The sequence below is a fragment of the Rhodomicrobium vannielii ATCC 17100 genome, from assembly GCF_000166055.1.
Classification (GTDB): Bacteria; Pseudomonadota; Alphaproteobacteria; order Rhizobiales; family Rhodomicrobiaceae; genus Rhodomicrobium; species Rhodomicrobium vannielii.
In genome coordinates this window covers 299,891-315,322 of sequence record NC_014664.1, presented here as the reverse complement: position 1 = coordinate 315,322, position 15,432 = coordinate 299,891, and the positions used below count along the sequence as shown (strand labels likewise).

Genomic DNA, 15,432 nt, shown 5'->3' with positions numbered 1-15,432 from the left:
CTTGCGAAGTTTGTAGGCGCAGAGTATGCGGGACATGCGCACTTAGGTATATTTTTTATGATGATTGGTCCTTCAATCGACGATACCGATCTTCCGGCGCCTTCCGTAAAGCTCAGGGCGAATGTCGCGCCGCATATCAATCTCGCCTTTCAGGTCAATTCCATTCCGGCCGTCGGCGAAATCGAAATCGCCAATGAAACCGACGGCGACTTCTCCGATGTAGCAATTTCGATCACCTCGGAACCGGCCTTTCTCAAGCCAAAGGCCCTTCGCCTCGACCGCCTCAGGGCTGGTGACACACGGTCGATCAGTCCGGTCGACGTCGACCTCGACCCCGCCTTCCTCAATCGCCTGACAGAAGCGGCGGACGGCGAAATCCGCATCTCGGTGCGCGCGGGCGACGAATCGCTGGCCGCCATCACGATCCCGTGCCGCGCCCTCGCGCCGACCGAATGGACCGGCCTTTCGACGCCACCTGAACTTGTCGCCGCTTTCGTCCGCCCGAACGATCCGGCCGTCGAAGTGATCCTGCGAAATGCGGCCGAGAAGCTTCGACTGCATGGCAGGAACTCCGCGCTCGACGGCTACGCGGGCAACCGGAAGGGGCGCTCGTGGGAAGTGGCCGAAGCCATCTGGGCCGCCCTGGTCGACGCGAAAATCGTCTACGCGCTGCCGCCATCGAGCTTCGAGCAGGACGGGCAGAAAATCCGCATGCCCGGCGCGATCCTTGAGCGAAAGCTCGGGACATGCCTCGATCTGACCCTGCTTTACGCGGCCTGTCTCGAACAGGCGGGGCTCAACCCGATCGTCGGCTTCGTGACCGGCCACGCTTTCTGCGGCCTATGGTTGACGCCAGACGCCTTCTCCTCATGTGTCGTCGACGAAGCCGAGACGGTTCGCAAGCGTTTGCAATTGCAGGAAATGATCCTGATCGAGACGACGCTTCTCACCAATCATCCGCCGCTGAAATTCCGCACTGCGGTCGACAAGGCCGCAAGCTACGCGAACGAGGATGAACCGCGCCGCTTCGAACTCGTGGTGGACATCGCGCAGGCGCGGCAACGCCGCATCCGCCCGCTCGGCGTCGAGCTTGACGGGCAGCAGGATGCTCTGCCCGTCACGGCGGAAGCCGGCGAATCGGTTGGGCTCGACGAACCACCCTCGTTCATGGAGGAAGCGGCCAAGCCCGCCGAGCCGGATCAGCCGCTCGACCGCGTGGAACAATGGAAGCGCAAGCTTCTCGACCTGTCGCTCCGCAACCGGCTGTTGAACTTCAAGAGCGGGAAAAGCGCTGTCGATCTTTTCTGCCCCGACGCAGGCGCGCTGGAAGACAGGCTTGCGAGCGGCGACACGATAAAAATCCTCGCCACAGCCGATGTCATGAGTGGCGACGATCCGCGCGACGCCGAAGTTTATCAGTTGAAGGCGGGGGAAGACGCCGCGAGGCAGCACGCGCTCGAAGCGCTTTTACGGGGCGAAGTTCTTACCGCGCTTTCCGATGACGAACTTCAGGATCGGCTGACCGAAATCCATCACGCGGCCCGAAGCTCGCTCGAGGAGAGCGGCGCGAATAGCCTGCATCTCGCCATCGGTTTTCTGTCGTGGTCGCCCGCCGGGAAAGATCAGCGTTGCCGGGCGCCGCTGCTGCTCGTGCCGGTCCGGCTGGAGCGCCGCACGATCCGCTCCGGCTTCCGGCTCGTGCGCCACGACGACGACGCCCGCATCAATCCGACGCTCCTGCAAATGCTCCGGCAGGATTTCGGCCTCGATATGCCGGAATTCGAGCGCGATCTACCCTCGGACGCGTCGGGCCTTGACGTGGCGCAAATCTGGCGCATCGCGCGCCAGCAAATCAAGGACATGAAGGGGTTCGAACTCACCGAAGAGGTCACGCTGTCGAACTTCTCCTTCGCCAAATATCTGATGTGGAAGGATCTGGTCGACCGCGCGGAACTTCTCAAGCGCAACGCTGTGGTTCGCCATCTCATCGACACGCCGAAAGACACCTACGGCGATCCGCGCGACATGCCGGAGGAGCGCGCGCTCGATCGCGAGATCCACCCGAAAGACCTGTTCATGCCGCTGCTCGCGGACTCGTCGCAGACCGCCGCCGTGGTCGCCGCGTCGCGCGCGAAGGATTTCGTGCTGTTCGGACCGCCGGGCACCGGCAAGAGCCAGACGATCGCGAACATGATCGCGCAGCTTCTCGGCGACGGTCGGTCGGTGCTGTTCGTTTCGCAGAAGACGACGGCGCTGGAGGTCGTGCGCAAGCGGCTGAACGACATCGGCCTCGGCTCCTTCTGTCTCGAAGTGCATTCGGCCAAGGCGCAGAAAACCGCTGTGCTCGCGCAACTCAAGACGGCGTGGGAATCGCGCGCCGCCGATGCCGCGAACGAGTGGGATGCGGCGACGGGAGACTTGAAGGCGCTGCGCGACAAGCTCAACGAGGTTGTCCTCGCGCTGCATCGGCGTCACGGCAACGGCCTGTCGGTGCACAAGGCGCTCGGTCGCGTCATCGCGCATCGCGACTTCGCGCCGAAGCTCAAGCTCTCCTTCGCCTCCCCCGATCAGCACGACCAAGCTGCCATGCGTGCCTTGCGCGATCTCTGCCGAAGCCTGCGAACGGCCGTGCAGGCGCTCGGCACCGCGCCCGCAAATCATCCGCTCAAGGAGATCGGCCACGCCGACTGGTCGCCCGTATGGCGGGGCGAACTGGAGGCAGCCTGCGGGGCGTTCCGCAAATCCGTGGTCGACCTGTCCAGCGCGGGTGCCGTGCTCGCGAAGCATTTCGGAACGTCCGAAACGGAAGACCCGCATCGCCTTTATTCAATGATCGTCCTCGCCGCGCTTGCCTTCAAACCGGAGGCTCAGGACGCCGCCGCGCTCACCGGCAGGGACATCCGCGCGCTGAAGCCGGTTTTCGAGGCGTGGCGCAAGGACCGCGCCGCCTGCGATGCCGCGCGAGCGAGACTCGCCAATCGTTATCGCGACGCAGTGTTCAGCCTCGATCTCGGCCGTCTGATGCAGGACTGGCGCGATGCGCTCGCTGCGTCCTTCCTGACGCGGAACGGACGCAAGAAGCGCGTGTGGGATGCGCTCGCGCCATTCACCAACGGCGACAGTCCGGAGGACGTCGGCGCTGAAATCGTCGGGCTGATGGAGCTGAAGGAGGCGCGCGCCAAGGCGATGCGCCACGACGCAACGCTGGGAGCGCTGGGCGCCATCTGGCAGGGCCTCGAAACCGATCCCGCGCGCGTCGAAGCCGCCTTCGCATGGCTCGCGCAGGTTACCGACGCCGCCGCGTCGCTCGCCAATACGGAGCGGGACAAGGCGGGCTGGCTCGCGTGCATCGCCGCTTTGATCCTCGACCGGCCAGACTTCATGCGCGAGGGCGGCCGTTTCGCGACGGACGCGGGCAAGACGCTGACCGCGTACAAGGCCTTTCAAGCGGTGCGCAAGGAGCTTGTCCACCTCGCGCACCTCTCCGACGATTATTTCGGCCTGCCGCGTTCGGCGCACTGGCTGCGCGAGGCCGCGAGTCTCGCCGAAACCTGGGAGGCGAACGCGCCGAAAACCCAGCGCTGGTGTGACTGGCTCCGCCACGCTGCCGCCGCGCGCGCTCGCGGCCTCGCGCCGCTGATCGATGCGCTCACGGCGGGCAATATCGTTGCCTCGGACATCGACATCGCCTTCGAGGTCGCCTATGCGCGCTGGTGGGTGGAACAGACCGTGCATCGCGATGCGCTGCTTCGTGGCTTCGTCTCGAACCAGCATGAGGACGCCATCGCGCGCTTCATCGAACTCGACCATAAGGTTGCGCAACTGGCCCGCCACGTGGTCGTCGCGCGGCTGTCGGGCGCGGTGCCCGCCCGCAACGCCTTCGGACAAGACCCCGAGTTCGGTGTCCTCTCGCGGGAGATCGAAAAACGGGCGCGGCACATGCCGCTTCGCCGCCTGTTCTCGCAACTGCCGAACGCGCTGACGGCGCTGACCCCCTGCGTGATGATGAGCCCGCTCTCCGTCGCGCAGTTTCTACCCGCAGACTCACAGCCTTTCGATGTCGTGATCTTCGACGAGGCGTCGCAAATCCCGGTGTGGGACGCCATCGGTGCCATCGCGCGCGGCAAGCAGGTGGTCGTCGCGGGCGACCCGAAGCAGCTCCCGCCGACGTCGTTCTTCGACCGTGGAAGCAACGCCACGGAGGATGCGAGCGAGGTGGAAGACCTCGAAAGCATTCTCGACGAATGTCTTGCCGCGAACATTCCGAGCAAGCGGCTGGCCTGGCATTATCGCAGCCGCCACGAAAGCTTGATCGCGTTCTCCAACGAGAAATATTACGACGGCAGCCTTGTCACCTTCCCGTCTCCCGTGACTGAAGATCGCGCCGTGCGCTTCATGCATGTGCCGGACGGCGTCTACGAGCGTGGATCCGGCCGCGTCAACCGGCAGGAGGCGCACGCCGTTGTTGCGGACGTGGTGCGGCGTCTTTCGGACCCGGCTTTCGCCGCCAGCGGAAGCTCGCTCGGTATCGTGACGTTCAATGGCGAACAGCAACGGCTGATCGAAACGCTGCTCGACAAGGAGCGGCGCGAGAAGCCGGAACTCGAACGCTTTTTCGGCGCGGAATGGTCTGAGCCCGTGTTCGTGAAGAACCTCGAAAACGTGCAAGGCGACGAGCGCGACGTCATCCTGTTTTCCATCGCCTACGGCCCCGATCAGGCGGGTAAGGTGTCGGTGCAGATCAGCACGCTCAACAAGGATGGCGGCACGCGGCGGCTGAACGTGGCCATCACGCGGGCGCGGTCGGAACTCGTGGTCTTCGCCACGCTCAGGCCGGACCAGATCGACCTGTCCCGCACGAAGGCGGCAGGCATCCGCGATTTCAAACATTTCCTCGAATATGCGGAGCGTGGGCCACGCGCGCTCGCCACCGCTTCGGAGCCTCTTGGCGACACGGAATCGCCGTTCGAGGATGCGGTGAAGAAGGCGCTCGAACAAAAAGGCTGGCAGGTGCATCCGCAGGTCGGCGTCTCCGGCTTCCGAGTCGACCTCGGCGTCGTGCATCCCGATGCGCCGGGCCGCTATCTCGCGGGCGTGGAATGCGACGGCGCGACCTACCATCGCTCAGCGACCGCGCGCGACCGAGACCGGCTCCGCGAGGGCGTGCTGCGCAACCTGGGCTGGCGCATCCTGCGCGTCTGGTCGACCGACTGGTGGGTCGATCCCGACAGTGCGTTCGCACATCTGAATGCGCGGCTAACCGAGCACCTGGAATGCGACCGGACGGCCGAGATGGCCAAGTTGCAGGAGATACCGATTGAAGCGGCCGCTGCCCCGGTTGAGGCGGTGCTTGCGCTCATTTCCGATACGCCGCCCGACGACGCCCCTTCCCCGCCGGAGTCGGCCGTTCCAGCCGAGGAGGCGGACGCAGTCGAAGCCGAGGAAGACGCCCCACCGCAATCCACGATCTATGCGGGGCGCGCGGACGGTGAGCAATTGACGTTCCTCGTTACCGACGCGGCTGGATATCGCGCAGCCGACCTCGCCGCAGCCGGCTTCGCGCCTGATCGCGACGGCTTTTACGAAACGTGGTATCGGCCGACGCTTCGGAAAATGGTCGCTCACGTCATCGAGACCGAAGGCCCTGTTTTCGACGACGTGCTCGTTCGTCGCATCGCACGCGCCCACGGCTTCGACCGCGCCGCCGGGCGCATCCGCGAAACGGTGCTCGATGTCATCGAGCGGCGATTCCCTCGCTCCACGGAAGACGGCCGCAAGATCTACTGGCCCGAGAACGCCGACAAGTCGAGGCTGCCGCGCTTCCGCGCAAGCAGCGCTGAGCTGCGCGATCATACCGACATTCCGCTTCCAGAACTCGCGGCGCTGGCGGAACGCTTTCTGGCGGAGGGCGCGAAACCGGACGAAGCGGCGATCATGTTGGCAAGACACATGGGGATCGGGCGTCTGCGCGAAGCAGCGCGCGAGCGGTTTCTTGCCGCCGCTCACCACGCTGTGCGGTACCAGCAGGAACTTTCAGACTGATGTCGTAAGGTCCGCCTCAGCTCTGCTCGCGGATTGTGCCCGTAGCGTTCCGAGCCGGGTGAAAACCGACAAGGAACGCCCAGCGCGTCGCCCGTTTCATTGAATCGGAAAAGCTCCGGCTTGGAAATCCAGGCACCGCGAATGGCTTCGGGCCTCGTACGCCCTACCCGGCCAGATCTGCCGCCCGCGCCCGAACCACTCTCGCATCTTCGGCATCGAAGGCCGATTTGCCCGTCACGCGCGCGGCAATCCCGACGGCATCGGTCAGCGTCATGAAGGTGTGGCGGCTTCGCTCCTTCGCGGCGGGGAAGTCGAGCCGGCAATGCGCGCCGCGGCTTTCCTTGCGCTCATGCGCGGCGGACGCGATCAGAATCGCGGAGGCGGCCATGTTGGCAAGCGCAGGCGAAGCGGCCATGCGCGAAATGTCGACCACCGACTGAAGCGCCGCCTTCAGCGTTGCCGCCGTTCGCTCGACGCCAACATGGGTGGCCATCACCTCGCGCAGACGCTTCAGAAGGCGCGCCTCTTCGGCAGGCTCGACGACGGGAACGGCGATGGTCTCGGGCGCTTCGATCTCGCCCATCGCGGGCCAGTGCGGGGCATCCGCCGCGATATCGTCAGCGACGCGAGCCGCGAACACCACCGCTTCGAGAAGCGAATTCGACGCGAGCCGGTTCGCACCGTGAAGCCCGGTACATGCGACTTCGCCGCAAGCCCATAGCCCGGTGACCGAGGTGCGTCCGCGCATGTCGGTCGAGACGCCGCCCATATGATAATGCGCGGCGGGCGCGATGGGGATCGGCTGGTTCGCCGGGTCGATGCCCGCCTCGGTGCAGACCTCGTAGGCGGTCGGGAAACTGCGGGCGAGGTCGAGCGCGCGCACGTCGAGGAAAGCGCCGCGTCCTGCCGCGATCTCGCGATGCACGCCGCGCGCTACTACGTCGCGCGGCGCAAGCTCGCCGCGCGGATCGATCGCCAGCATGAAACGCTCACCGTCGCGGTTCACGAGGCGGCCACCGTCGCCGCGAATGGCCTCCGAGGCCAACGGCGCGGGATCGCGGCTCACGTCGAACGCGGTCGGATGAAACTGCACGAATTCGGGATCTGCGATGATGGCCCCGGCCCGCGCCGCCATGGCGAGACCGCCGCCGCGCGCTTCCGCCGGGTTGGTGGTGACGCGGAAAAGCTGGCCGATGCCGCCGGTCGCGAGCACGACCGCGCGGCCCGCTAGAAACGAGGCGCGCCCATGGCTGCCGCTGCGGGTGGCGTAAAGCCCGACCACGCGGCCGTCGCGCTTGACGAGTTCCACCGCTTCGACATTTTCGAGCACGGAGATCGACGGCGTCTTCGCGACCGTCGCGATCAGCGCGGCCATCACGGCCTTGCCCGCGCGGTCGCCATCCACGCGCACGATGCGGCGCGCGCTGTGAGCGGCTTCCTGCGAAAGACGAAGCTTGCCGTCAAGCTCGCGGTCGAAGGGCACGCCATAAGAAAGAAGGTCGCGGATGCGATCGCCCGCTTCGCTGGTGACGACACGCGCAACCTCGGGATCGGTCAGCCCCGCACCCGCCGCGATGGTATCAGCCGCATGAGAATCCGCGTCGTCGCCCGCGCCGATAGCCGCCGCAATGCCGCCCTGCGCCCAGGCCGAGGACGACCCCTCGCCGAGCGGCTTCGGCGTCAGCACCGTGACGGGCAGCGGCGCAAGCCGAAGCGCCGTGAACAGACCCGCGAGTCCGCCGCCAACCACCAGAACGCGATCAGGCCCCGTCCGCCGCCGGAAAGGCAGCAGATCTTTTGCGCGAGTATCGATCATTTCGGGATGCTCCCCACCTGAAAAGTCGGCGCATCCTCACCGACGAGGTTACCGAGGGCGTTGGCGGCAGCCGCCAACGCTTCGAAACGCCTCCGCATTAAACGGAATCATCCGGGCGCTCCAGCTTATTGTTCGGTCGCAACTCCGGGCGAAAACTCGGTTTCTGCTTTCCTGGAATTGCTCAAGCTTACTGTCTTGTCGCAATTCCAGACGGAAAACCGGTTCCCACTTTTCCTGGAACCGCTCAAAGCGGCAGCTTCACCATACGTTCAACTGCGAGTCTCGCACGGGCCGCAACTGCCGGATCGACCGTGACCTCAACTTTCTCGTAAAGGAGGCTGTCGAGAATCTTCGGCAGCGAGATGCGCTTCATGTGGGGGCACAAGTTGCACGGCCGCGTAAATTCGGTCTTCGGCGCGGCGTAAGCGACGTTGTCCGCCATCGAGCATTCGGTGACGAGCACGACGCGCTTCGGCTGGTGATCCGTCACCCACATGATCATGCCCGCTGTCGAACCGGTGTAATCGGCTTCGGCGATCACGTCCGGCGGGCACTCGGGATGCGCGATGATCTTCACGTTCGGCTCGGCCTCGCGATAGCCGCGAAGCTCGGCGCCCGTGAAGCGCTCATGCACCTCGCACGCGCCCTTCCACGAGATGATCTCGACCTTCGTCTGCGTCGCCACGTAGCGCGCGAGATACTGGTCTGGGATCAGCAGCACGCGCGGCGCGCCGAGGCTTTCCACCACCTTCACCGCATTCGCCGAGGTGCAGCAGATGTCGCATTCGGCCTTCACCGCCGCGCTCGTGTTCACGTATGTTACGACCGGCACGCCCGGATAGGCGGCGCGAAGGGCGCGCACGTCCTCGGCCGTTATCGACGACGCGAGCGAGCAGCCCGCCTTCGGGTCCGGGATGAGGATCTTCTTTTCCGGGCACATCAGCTTCGAGGTCTCGGCCATGAAGTGCACGCCGCACTGGACAATGATGTCCGCGTCGGTCTTCGCCGCTTCCTTCGCGAGCTGGAGGCTGTCGCCCAGAATGTCGCCCACGCCGTGAAAGATTTCCGGCGTCATGTAATTGTGGGCGAGAATGACGGCATTCTTCTCGCGCTTCAGGTCGCGGATCGCCTTGATATAAGGCGCATGCGCGGCCCATTCGAAGGACGGGATCACGCGCTCAACCTTGGCATAGACCGGCTTCAGTTCGCGGATGGCCTCGCGAACGAACGCAGCGTCGAAATGATGGCGAGCGGGTTCGATGTCGATGTCCGCATCGAGCGCGCGAACCGGGTCCGCGCCCCTCTGCCGACGGATCGGCTCCACGCCGCTATCGAGAAATGCCATGCCGAATAGTCCTCCACCCCACCGTCCCGTCGCCGGGAGTAATGCTCCGTCTGAGCATAAGAGGGACAGGCAAAAAAGGAACCCCCTCGGGTTTCCTGTCCCAGCCGATCACTCGACTCGACCTTATGCTCACTCGGACTATAAGATAAGAGTGCGTTTACGGCTTGCCAATCACTTTTTTGCGCACCGGAGCCGTAATGTCCTCACAATTAAGCCTCCGCCGTATGAAACCGGCTCAATTCGCAGGTTGCAGCGGCAAAAAGGCGCTCCTGAGGGGCGGCTATACCTAGCCCAGCGATCCGCCGCCAATGAAAAAGGCCGGGAATGCCCCGGCCTTTTGTGATGCGTTTCCTTCAGCTATCGAGGCTTCGGCTAAAATCCGCCGAAAAACGACGGGAACCCGCCGCCACCGCCGCGCGACCAGCCGCCTCCCCCGCCGCCATAGCGGCGCGGGCGCGGATTGCCCCAGAAGTCCGTCTCGCCACCGCGACGCGCCCAGCCCTGGCTCGGCGCGCGCTTGCGGATCGCCATGCTGCCCGCCGGCTCGCCGCTCATGAACACGATGAAATCGGTATCCTTGCCGGTTTCGACGCTCGGCGCTTCATCGGTAATGATGAGCGACGACCCCGGCAGCACCACCGCCGAAATCTTGTCCAGCGCTTCCTGCGGCACCGTCAGCCGGTCGAGTGCTGCCGTAGCGGCCGCGACATCGGTCGCATGCGGCGGCGCTGGCGGCTGCTTCTTCTTCGAAGCCGGCTCCTTCTGCTTCACGTAAGGCTCGACGTTGAGCGCATCCTTGTACAGCGAAACGACGGTCCAGTTCAGCGCACCGGAACGCGACGTGTCGACGGCTGTGTAAACGAACGACCCTATGGGCTTGTCATCATCGCGGATCGAGACCGGGCCTTCGTAAATCGGCTGGTTGGCCTTGCGGATATAAAGCCGGTGCGTCTTGCGGCTGATGAGCACCGAAACGGGCGCAGTGTTGAGTTCAGCCTCATCGGCGGCGTCCTGCGCTGTGCTTTTCGCCTCTTCCGCCGCCTCGGCTTCCTGCTTTGCCGTCGATGCGGCGGCGGCTTTCGCTTCCGCCTGCGCCGTTGCTTGCGCGAGCTTCTCGCGCGCCAATGCGAGCTTCGTTGTGGCCGATTCCTTAGCCTTCGCCGCCTTTTCCGCCTTCGCGTCCGTGTCGGCGGCCTCGATCAGCTTGGCCGTCGCCGCGAAGTCTGCCTCCGCCCTGGCGACATCGCGCTCTGCGGCCGCAACCACCTTCAGCGCGGGCGCGGCTTCGACGGCCTTTTTCTGCGCGATCTGCTTCAGTTCCTTTTCGCGCCGGGCGGCGGCCTCCGCCTCGCCCGTCTTGGCCATTGCGCTAAGGCGCAGCCGCTGCAATAGGTCGGAGCCGTTATCGCGACCGACGCTCACGGGAATGCCGAGGATCGACGTCTCGCCGTCGCTTTCCTCTGCCACCTCGCGCGCACCGAACAGGAAGGGCTGAGCGATCGGAGCGGGCGCAATGTCCTCGCGTGCAACGATTACGCGCATGCCCATGTTCGTGAGCCCGAACAGCCGCTGCGCGAACGAGCCCGGCAACCGGATGCAGCCATGGCTCGCGGCATAGCCGGGCAGAACGCCCTCATGCAGCGCGATGCCGGTCCAGAGGATGCGCTGCATATAGGGCATCGACGCGTCGTCATAGAGGTTGGAGTGATGCTCCTCCTTCTTCTGCACGATGCTGTAAATGCCGGGCGGCGTCTCATAGCCGGTCGCGCCGCTCGATACGGGCGATTCCAGCATCTTGCCGCGCGCGTCGTAGACCGTGATGCGCTGCTGTTTCAGGCCGACGATGGCAAGCACGGGCGCGGCCCCGAACCTCGGCCGCGTGTAGTCGTCGTCCGTGTAGCGGTTCGAACGTGCATCAGCAGGCGTCGGCGCGGGAGCGGAAAGCCCCGCCACCACGAGAACAACGAACGCGCAGGACGTGATGAGCTTGAATTTTTTCATGTCGAGGCCCTCAGAGATGCATCAAAGCGGCCTCGCGACGCGAAACCCGAACGAATTGAGACGAATGGTGCCGGGCGTGGCATACCGATACGCCGAACGCAAAAGCCGGGGGTGATAGTTCCATGAGCCGCCGCGCAAAATGCGAAGCTCGCAGGTCGCGTCCTGTACGGCCGTGCCATCGGTCGGTGCGCCTTCGTAGGTCGGCCGATAGCAATCCTCGACCCATTCCCACGCATTGCCGTGCATGTCGTGAAGACCGAACGCATTCTTCTGGAACGAGCCGACATTCGTCGTCTTCTGCCTGTATTCGCCCTGCTGGCCGCCGGGGTATACGAAGTTGGCGTCGTAATTCGCCTGCCGGTAGTTGATCGTTCGCCCCGTGGAGAAGGGTAACGCACGCTCCGCGACCGTCGTCTGCCCGCGCGCGGCGTATTCCCATTCCGCTTCGGTGAGCAGGCGATAGGGCTGGCCCGTCGTTCGCGAGAGCCACGAAACATAGGCTTGAGCGTCGTCCCACGAGACGTTGATGGCGGGCTTGCGGCCGCGTCCCCATCCCTCGTCGGCGGGCTTGGAGGCGCAAGCGCCATCCGCCACGCAGGCGTCGTATTCGGCGAAGGTCACTTCATATTTGCCCGCCGCGAAGGCCGGGACCGACACGCGGCGCTGCGGCCCCTCGTCCTTGTTGCGACCGCGCTCCGTCTCGGGCGATCCCATCAGAAACTCGCCCGCTGGCAAAGGCACCATCTCCGGGCAGTTCGAGCAGTCGCGGAAGGTTTTAGGAGCGTCAGCCTGCGAAGAGCGCCGCTGTGCGTCGGCGCTTTGCGGCATGAACAGAAGTACGAGCACAACGAGAAATGCGCCAATCATGGGATGCTTCCAATCGATACACTTCTCCACCTCTACCCCACCCATCGTTACCAAGTGCTGAGATCGAGTGCGCAGGAACGATCACCCAGCGGTTGAAGCCTGCGGCCTACGCTGGTTTTCGCACGGCATGCCTAAAACTTTGCTTCCATAATCCGATCAACAAATAGGAACAAAATCCGATCACTCGGAAGCAAAAAATTCTTTGTACGCCCTATAATTGCATGGCTACAACGTCTCGCCCTCAGGCTGCATCGCAAGACGCGCCCGGCGGGGGAATTAGATCGCCAAAAACTGTTATCAATCGAAAGGTTGTGGCGAAAAGGTTCAGCATGAGGCGCCAGCGCGCTTGTGCGCCCCGTTCGCGGGCGCTAACGTCCACCACAAAGCGTTCCGGCGTGCGAGACCGGGCCGCGTCCCCATCTCATCAGAAGATCGACATGTCCGTTTCAAAAAACACGTCGCCGACGCGACCGAAAGCCGTTTCCGAAGGCCAAACCGGCGAAAACCGTCACACCACGCCAGTGGCCGCGCCGCCGAAATTCACGCGGCAGGAAGCACTCCAATTCCACGCCGAAGGCAAGCCTGGCAAGCTCGAAATCGTGCCGACGAAGCCGATGGCGACGCAGCGCGACCTGTCGCTCGCTTATTCGCCGGGCGTGGCCGTGCCGGTGGAGGCCATCGCCGAGAACCCGCGCCTCGCCTACGACTACACCGCGAAGGGCAACCTCGTCGCCGTCATCTCGAACGGCACTGCGATCCTCGGCCTTGGCAATCTCGGCGCGCTCGCCTCGAAGCCCGTGATGGAAGGCAAGGCCGTGCTGTTCAAGCGCTTCGCCGACGTGGACGCCATCGACCTCGAAGTCGATACGCAAGATGTTGACGCGTTCATCAACGCCGTGCGCTATCTCGGCCCGTCCTTCGGCGGCATCAACCTCGAAGACATCAAGGCGCCAGACTGCTTCATCATCGAGCAGCGCCTGCGCGAGCTGATGGACATCCCCGTTTTCCACGACGACCAGCATGGCACCGCGATCATCGCGGCGGCGGGCCTCATCAACGCCGTCCACCTCACGGGCCGCGACATCGCCGACGTGAAGCTCGTCGTCAACGGCGCGGGCTCGGCGGGCATCGCCTGCCTCGAACTCATGAAGGCGCTGGGCGTGCGCCACGAAAATGCGACGCTGTGCGACACGTCGGGCGTGATCTATCGCGGCCGCGAGAAGGGCATGAACCAGTGGAAGTCGGCGCATGCGATCGACACGAAGGCGCGCACGCTCGCCGACGCGATCCAAGGCGCGGACGTGTTCTTCGGCCTGTCCGCAGCGGGCGCGCTGACGAAAGAGATGGTCGCGACGATGGCCGACAAGCCCATCATCTTCGCGATGGCGAACCCCGACCCGGAAATCACCCCGGAAGACGTGGCCGAGGTGCGCAGCGACGCCATCGTGGCGACGGGCCGCTCCGACTACCCGAACCAGGTCAATAACGTACTCGGCTTCCCGTATATCTTCCGGGGCGCGCTCGACGTGCAGGCCAGCACCATCAATGAGCCGATGAAGATCGCGGCGGCCAATGCGCTCGCGGAACTCGCGCGCGCCGACGTGCCGGACGCGGTGGCGAAGGTGTACGGGCGGCGTCTGCGCTATGGCCCGGATTACATCATTCCCGCGCCGTTCGATCCGCGCCTCATCACGGCGATCCCCTTGGCCGTGGCGAAAGCGGCCATGGACTCCGGCGTTGCGCGCCGTCCCATCGTTGACATGGAAGGCTACAAGGTGCGCCTTTCCGCCCGGCTCGATCCGGCGGCGGGCTTCATCAACTCGATCCATGAGGCGCTTCGCCTGCGCCCGAAACGCGTCGTCTTCGCCGAGGGCGAGGAAGAACAGGTCGTCCGCGCGGCGAGTTCATTCGCAAACCAGAAGCTCGGCACGCCGATCCTCATCGGCCGCGAAGCACAGATCCGTCAGGCGTTCTTCATGGCGGGCGTGAACAACGTCGAAAGCTTCGAGCAGCACAATATCGCCACATCGGAATACAACCAGCAATACGCGGAATTCCTGTATCAGCGGCTCCAGCGCAAGGGCTATCTCTACCGCGACTGCCTGCGCCTCGTGCATAACGAGCGCAACGTCTTCGCCGCCTGCATGGTGGCGATGGGCCACGCCGACGCGATGGTGACGGGCGTCACGCGCAACTGGTCGACCGCGCTTCAGGATGTGCGCCGCGTGCTCGATCCTATGCCGGGCCGCCGCGTGATCGGTGTTTCGGTTATCGTGACCCGTGGCAAGGTCGTCCTCATCGCCGATACCTCCGTGCACGACATGCCCAACTCCCAGGAGCTTGCCGACATCGCGGTGGAAGCCGCGGGCGTGGCGAGCCGCTTCGGGCTTACGCCGCGCGTCGCGATGCTTGCCGCCACGACCTTCGGCAACCCGCAGAGCGACCGCTCGGATCAACTTCGCGGGGCGGTGAAGCTGCTCGACGAGCGCGGCGTCGACTTTGAGTATGACGGCGAGATGGCGGCGGATGTTGCGCTGAGCCGCCGCGCGATGTCGCTCTATCCGTTCTGCCGCCTGTCGGACACGGCGAACGTGCTCATCATGCCCGCCTTCCACGCGGCGAGTATCGCAACGAAGATGCTTCAGGAGCTTGGCGGCGGGATCGTGATCGGCCCGATGCTGGTCGGCCTGTCGAAGCCGGTGCAGATCGCATCGCTTGGATCTTCGGATAACGACCTCGTCAACATGGCCGCGCTCGCCGCCTTCGACGTGACGGGCTGATCGCATCACAAATAAAAACCGCCGCCCTCAGGGGCGGCGGGAGCATGTCTGAAAAAATAAAGTTCGATGCGTTCAGTCGTCGCGATAGATGCGTTCGCGGCGCTCGTGTCGCTCCTGCGCTTCGAGGCTCAGCGTCGCCACGGGACGTGCGTCCAGCCGCTTGACGCCGATAGGTTCACCCGTCTCCTCGCAATAGCCATAGGAGCCGTCATCGATCCGGACGAGCGCCGCATCGATCTTGGCAATGAGTTTCCGCTGGCGGTCGCGCGCGCGAAGTTCTATCCCACGGTCGGATTCGTGGCTCGCACGGTCGGTAATGTCGGGGTGTTGGGTTGAATCCTGAAGAAAATCGAGCGTTTCCCTGCTTTCGCGAAGAATCTCGTCCCGCCAATCCAGAAGTTTCTTCCGGAAATAAGCGCGCTGGCGCTCATTCATGAAAGGTTCGTCTTCAGATGGCCGGTAGTCCGGAGGCAGATCGACTGCTCCCATGTCGCCCCCTATCGCACGAACTCCCGCCAAGTCTGGCGGGTTCTTGAAGACGCTAAAAACTTACAATCGCGATGATTGCAGCCCTTATGACG

7 protein-coding genes are annotated in these 15,432 nt (G+C 64.4%); 2 read left to right on the top strand and 5 right to left on the bottom strand.

Going from position 1 to position 15,432, the window contains the following annotated elements; genetic code table 11:
* Positions 1 to 57 precede the first annotated feature (57 nt).
* Positions 58 to 6,042, top strand: coding sequence for a DUF3320 domain-containing protein (locus tag RVAN_RS01325; protein ID WP_013417960.1), 5,985 nt, complete (start codon positions 58 to 60; stop codon positions 6,040 to 6,042).
* A 163-nt stretch (positions 6,043 to 6,205) separates the two neighbouring features.
* On the opposite strand, the gene RVAN_RS01320 is transcribed toward RVAN_RS01325, so the two are convergent.
* The 4 genes from RVAN_RS01320 to RVAN_RS01305 all read right to left on the bottom strand — a co-directional run bounded on the left by RVAN_RS01320 (position 6,206) and on the right by RVAN_RS01305 (position 12,071).
* Positions 6,206 to 7,858 (bottom strand): L-aspartate oxidase, encoded by a 1,653-nt coding sequence (locus tag RVAN_RS01320; RefSeq protein ID WP_013417959.1) that lies wholly within the window; start codon positions 7,856 to 7,858, stop codon positions 6,206 to 6,208.
* Between the two features lie 244 nt (positions 7,859 to 8,102).
* Positions 8,103 to 9,203 (bottom strand): quinolinate synthase NadA, encoded by a 1,101-nt coding sequence (gene nadA, locus RVAN_RS01315; protein ID WP_013417958.1) that lies wholly within the window; start codon positions 9,201 to 9,203, stop codon positions 8,103 to 8,105.
* 372 nt (positions 9,204 to 9,575) lie between these two features.
* Complete coding sequence (locus RVAN_RS01310) at positions 9,576 to 11,204, bottom strand: L,D-transpeptidase family protein (protein ID WP_013417957.1); 1,629 nt, start codon at positions 11,202 to 11,204, stop codon at positions 9,576 to 9,578.
* 21 nt (positions 11,205 to 11,225) lie between these two features.
* Complete coding sequence (locus RVAN_RS01305) at positions 11,226 to 12,071, bottom strand: formylglycine-generating enzyme family protein (protein WP_013417956.1); 846 nt, start codon at positions 12,069 to 12,071, stop codon at positions 11,226 to 11,228.
* A 437-nt stretch (positions 12,072 to 12,508) separates the two neighbouring features.
* Between RVAN_RS01305 and RVAN_RS01300 the strand changes: the two genes are divergently transcribed.
* Positions 12,509 to 14,851, top strand: coding sequence for an NADP-dependent malic enzyme (locus RVAN_RS01300; protein ID WP_013417955.1), 2,343 nt, complete (start codon positions 12,509 to 12,511; stop codon positions 14,849 to 14,851).
* 72 nt (positions 14,852 to 14,923) lie between these two features.
* On the opposite strand, the gene dksA is transcribed toward RVAN_RS01300, so the two are convergent.
* The gene (gene dksA, locus RVAN_RS01295; RefSeq protein WP_013417954.1) at positions 14,924 to 15,340 is read right to left on the bottom strand and encodes an RNA polymerase-binding protein DksA; all 417 of its coding nucleotides are present in this window, start codon (positions 15,338 to 15,340) and stop codon (positions 14,924 to 14,926) included.
* Positions 15,341 to 15,432 lie beyond the last annotated feature (92 nt).

Bases quoted from the DNA above. Each gene is read 5' to 3' on its own strand.
- RVAN_RS01325 (WP_013417960.1), top strand. From the start codon at position 58: ATGATGATTGGTCCTTCAATCGACGATACCGATCTTCCGGCGCCTTCC.
- RVAN_RS01320 (WP_013417959.1), bottom strand. From the start codon at position 7,858: ATGATCGATACTCGCGCAAAAGATCTGCTGCCTTTCCGGCGGCGGACG.
- nadA (WP_013417958.1), bottom strand. From the start codon at position 9,203: ATGGCATTTCTCGATAGCGGCGTGGAGCCGATCCGTCGGCAGAGGGGC.
- RVAN_RS01310 (WP_013417957.1), bottom strand. From the start codon at position 11,204: ATGAAAAAATTCAAGCTCATCACGTCCTGCGCGTTCGTTGTTCTCGTG.
- RVAN_RS01305 (WP_013417956.1), bottom strand. From the start codon at position 12,071: ATGATTGGCGCATTTCTCGTTGTGCTCGTACTTCTGTTCATGCCGCAA.
- RVAN_RS01300 (WP_013417955.1), top strand. From the start codon at position 12,509: ATGTCCGTTTCAAAAAACACGTCGCCGACGCGACCGAAAGCCGTTTCC.
- dksA (WP_013417954.1), bottom strand. From the start codon at position 15,340: ATGGGAGCAGTCGATCTGCCTCCGGACTACCGGCCATCTGAAGACGAA.